The organism is Streptomyces sp. CO7, assembly GCF_053474865.1.
On the sequence record NZ_JBRIOU010000008.1, the window covers coordinates 66,529 to 70,051 of the forward strand.

At 74.3% G+C, this 3,523-nt stretch carries 4 protein-coding genes; 3 read left to right on the plus strand and 1 reads right to left on the minus strand.

From position 1 onward, the window contains the following. The first annotated feature begins 36 nt into the window (after positions 1–36). From ACOV8S_RS25185 to ACOV8S_RS25195, 3 genes are all read left to right on the plus strand, one after another. Positions 37–633 (plus strand): HhH-GPD-type base excision DNA repair protein, encoded by a 597-nt coding sequence (locus ACOV8S_RS25185; RefSeq protein ID WP_448320860.1) that lies wholly within the window; start codon positions 37–39, stop codon positions 631–633. Between the two features lie 778 nt (positions 634–1,411). After that, entirely contained in the window at positions 1,412–1,708 is a 297-nt protein-coding gene (locus ACOV8S_RS25190; protein WP_108956311.1) for a type II toxin-antitoxin system VapB family antitoxin, read from the plus strand. A 92-nt stretch (positions 1,709–1,800) separates the two neighbouring features. After that, the gene (locus ACOV8S_RS25195) at positions 1,801–2,457 is read left to right on the plus strand and encodes a LytR C-terminal domain-containing protein (protein WP_448320516.1); all 657 of its coding nucleotides are present in this window, start codon (positions 1,801–1,803) and stop codon (positions 2,455–2,457) included. 105 nt (positions 2,458–2,562) lie between these two features. Here ACOV8S_RS25195 and upp read toward each other — a convergent pair whose 3' ends face one another. Then, positions 2,563–3,198 carry a uracil phosphoribosyltransferase gene (gene upp / locus ACOV8S_RS25200; RefSeq protein ID WP_448320518.1) on the minus strand — a complete coding sequence of 212 codons (636 nt, stop codon included), beginning with the start codon at positions 3,196–3,198 and terminating at the stop codon, positions 2,563–2,565. Positions 3,199–3,523: the final 325 nt, after the last annotated feature.

The following is a 3,523-nucleotide window of genomic DNA, read 5'->3' on the forward strand; positions in this document are numbered from 1 at the left end:
GAGCGGGACGACGGAGGGCGCGGGATCATCGGGGGCATGGACGTCACCCTCCACCTCGCCCAGGACCCCCCGGCCGACGAGCTGCTCGGCCGCAGCCCCCTCGCCGCGCTGGTCGGCATGCTGCTGGACCAGCAGGTGCCGATGGAGTGGGCGTTCAAGGGACCCCGCACCATCGCCGACCGGATGGGCGCGCAGGACCTGGACGCTCACGAGATCGCCGCGCACGACCCGGAGGCCTTCGCCGCGCTGCTCTCCGAGAAGCCGGCCGTGCACCGCTACCCCGGTTCGATGGCCGGGCGCATCCAGCAGCTCTGCCAGTACCTGGTGGAGCAGTACGACGGGGACGCCGAGGCGGTCTGGCGGGACGTGACGGACGGCAGGGAGCTGCTCAAGCGGCTCAAGGAGCTGCCGGGCTTCGGCGCGCAGAAGGCGCAGATCTTCCTGGCCCTGCTGGGCAAGCAGCTGGGGGTTCACCCCGAGGGGTGGCGCGAGGCGGCGGGCTCGTACGGGGAGGAGGGCTCCTTCCGCTCGGTGGCCGACATCACCGGCCCCGACTCCCTGGTGAAGGTCCGCGCCCACAAGCAGGAGATGAAAGCGGCGGCGAAGGCGGCGAAGGCCGCCAAGGCGAAGTAACCCACCCGAGCGACCCGCGGCGCGCGGCCCGGCGGACCCGGCGGGGAGCGGCGGCGCGGGCGCCCGGGTCGCGGCGCAGGTAGCCCAGCCACCCGACCGGGCCCGGCGGCACAGCGCCACCGCGCGGGACCTCAGCTGCGCGGAAGAGGCCACGGGCGGGGCGCCGGCATCGCCGTTCACCCCAGGGGCGGGTACAGCTGCGCAGGGGCAAGCCCAGCCGCCCCACCGGGCCCGGCAGCAAGCGCCACCCGGCCAGGACCGCAGGCCAACCGCACGGGCAGCACACGGAAGATGTCGCGGGACCCTGGCATCGCGGTTGACTCCACGGGCGGGCACAGCTGCGGCAGCGCAGCGCCTCCGGGCCGAACCGCAGGCCGGCCGCACGAGCAGCGACGTGGAAGGGCCACGGGCGCCGGGCGGCACGGTCTCTCCACAGGCGGGCACAGCAGCGCAGGGCAGGCCCAGCCGCCCGACCGGGCCCCGCAGCACAGCACCCACCCGACCGGACCGCAGGCCGGCCGCACGAGCAGCGACGCGGAAGATGTCGCGAGGCGCCGGGCGGCACGGTCTCCCCCACGGGCGGCACGGCGGCACCACCCCGTGCCCCCCGGCACAGCCTCGGCGGTGGGCGGGCCGGAAGCGCCGCGGGGTGCCGCAGGCGGGTACCGCGCCCGCGGCGGAGACGCCGCGGGCGCGGCGATGTCGCGGGGTGTGCACGGGGTGGCCGGTTCGGGTTACGTGGCTGCGCCGAGCGCACCATCCCCGGTAGGCTTTCCGTGTGATCTTCAAGCGCATCGGAAACGGCCGGCCGTACCCCGATCACGGCCGGGAAAGCACCCGGCAGTGGGCGGACGTCGCGCCGCGCCCGGTCCGCCTCGATCAGCTCGTGACGACCAAGGGCCAGCTGGACCTCGAGACCCTGCTCGCCGAGGACTCCACCTTCTACGGCGATCTCTTCGCGCACGTCGTGAAGTGGCGGGGCGACCTCTATCTGGAGGACGGCCTGCACCGCGCGGTCCGCGCCGCGCTCCAGCAGCGTCAGATCCTGCACGCCCGCGTGCTCGAAATGGACTGACCGGCGCAGCCTGTTGACCCTTTCGGGTTGTCTCCCGCCAGGATGATGATCGTCTTGTAGGCATCCTCGGCCGGGCGCACTACGCTGCGCTCATGAGCATGCTGACCCCACCCGGCATGGGCGGCCGGTACCGCGTGACGGGGAAGACCTACCCCCGCATGCGCCGGCCGAAGAAGCGCCGCAGAATCGTCGCGCTGACCGCGCTCCCCGTGGCCCTGCTGGGGCTCCTCGGCTGGGGCACGCTGCAGCTCATCGACGTCTTCACCGGCGGTGACCAGGCCTCCGCGGCCGGCGCGGGCGCGCGGTGCGCCACCCGCCCGTCCGCTTCGCCGACCCCCGCGAAGGTCTACCCGCGGCCCGACGGCATCACCGTCAACGTCCTCAACGCCACCACCCGCGAGGGTCTGGCCAAGAAGACCGCCGACGAGCTGAAGAAGCGCGGCTTCAAGATCGGCGAGGTGGGCAACGCGCCGAAGGAGTACGACAAGAAGGTGAAGGCCGCAGGGCTGCTGATGGGCGGCCCGGAGACGGCCGACACCGTGCTGCCGGTGCTGGGCACCCAGCTGGCCGGGGCCGAGGTCAGGCCGGACCCGGCGCGCAAGCCGGACGCGAAGGCGAAGACGCCGGTGGTCGACCTGATCATCGGCGACGCCTTCAAGGACCTGTCCGCGCCGGGCGCGGCCGACAAGGCGCTCACCACGCTCACCGCCCCCGCACCGGCCCCCGAGGCCACCCGCAAGGGCTGCTGAGCCCTCGCACCCGCTCCGCCGGCCCGCGCGGACTGCCACCTGCGCCTCCGCAACGTGAAAGACCTCGCCCCGAGGGGCGAGGTCTTCCGTCACGTGCGGGAGGCGTTACTCTGCGGCGCCGTACATGCGGTCGCCCGCGTCGCCGAGGCCCGGCACGATGTAGCCGTTCTCGTTGAGCCGCTCGTCGATGGAGGCGGTGACCACGGTGACCGGCACGTCCGCCAGGTCCCGCTCCATGATCTCCACGCCCTCCGGCGCGGCCAGCAGCACCACGGCCGTCACGTCGTCGGCGCCGCGCTCGATCAGCTCGCGGATGGCGGCGACCAGCGTGCCGCCGGTGGCCAGCATCGGGTCCAGCACGTACACCTGGCGGCCGGAGAGGTCCTCCGGCATCCGTGTGGCGTAGGTGGAGGCGGTCAGCGTCTCCTCGTTGCGCACCATGCCGAGGAAGCCCACCTCGGCGGTCGGCAGCAGCCGGACCATGCCGTCGAGCATGCCGAGGCCGGCCCGGAGGATCGGCACCACCAGCGGGCGCGGGTGGGACAGCCGGGTACCGGTGGTGGTGGCCACCGGGGTCTCGATCTCGACCTGCTCGGTACGCACGTCACGGGTGGCCTCGTAGGCCAGCAGGGTGACGAGCTCGTCGGCGAGCCGACGGAAGGTCGCGGAATCGGTGCGCCGGTCGCGCAGGGTCGAGAGCTTGTGGGCGACCAGCGGGTGGTCGACGACGTGGAGACGCATTGCTCCACAGTAACCGGGCGCGAGGACCCCACCCACCAGGCCGTCCGCTCCCCGGCGGGGGCGCGTGCGCCGCGTCCGGCCGGCATCGAACCCGCCGACCGAGGGAAGGTGGAGGGAACACGGACAGACCGGACCGGGGTGGTGACGCTGTGCCCGACCGCAGTCCCCGACAACAGGCGCCCCGACGGCAGCCGCCGCGGGACCAGGCGAAGAGGTCCCGGGCCGGCGAGCCCGGCTCCGGCGCCGCCTCCCCCTCCGAGTCCGGCACCCCCGAGCCCCGCACCGGGTCCCGGCCCGGCACCCGTGCCGCTTCCCGCGCCAAGGC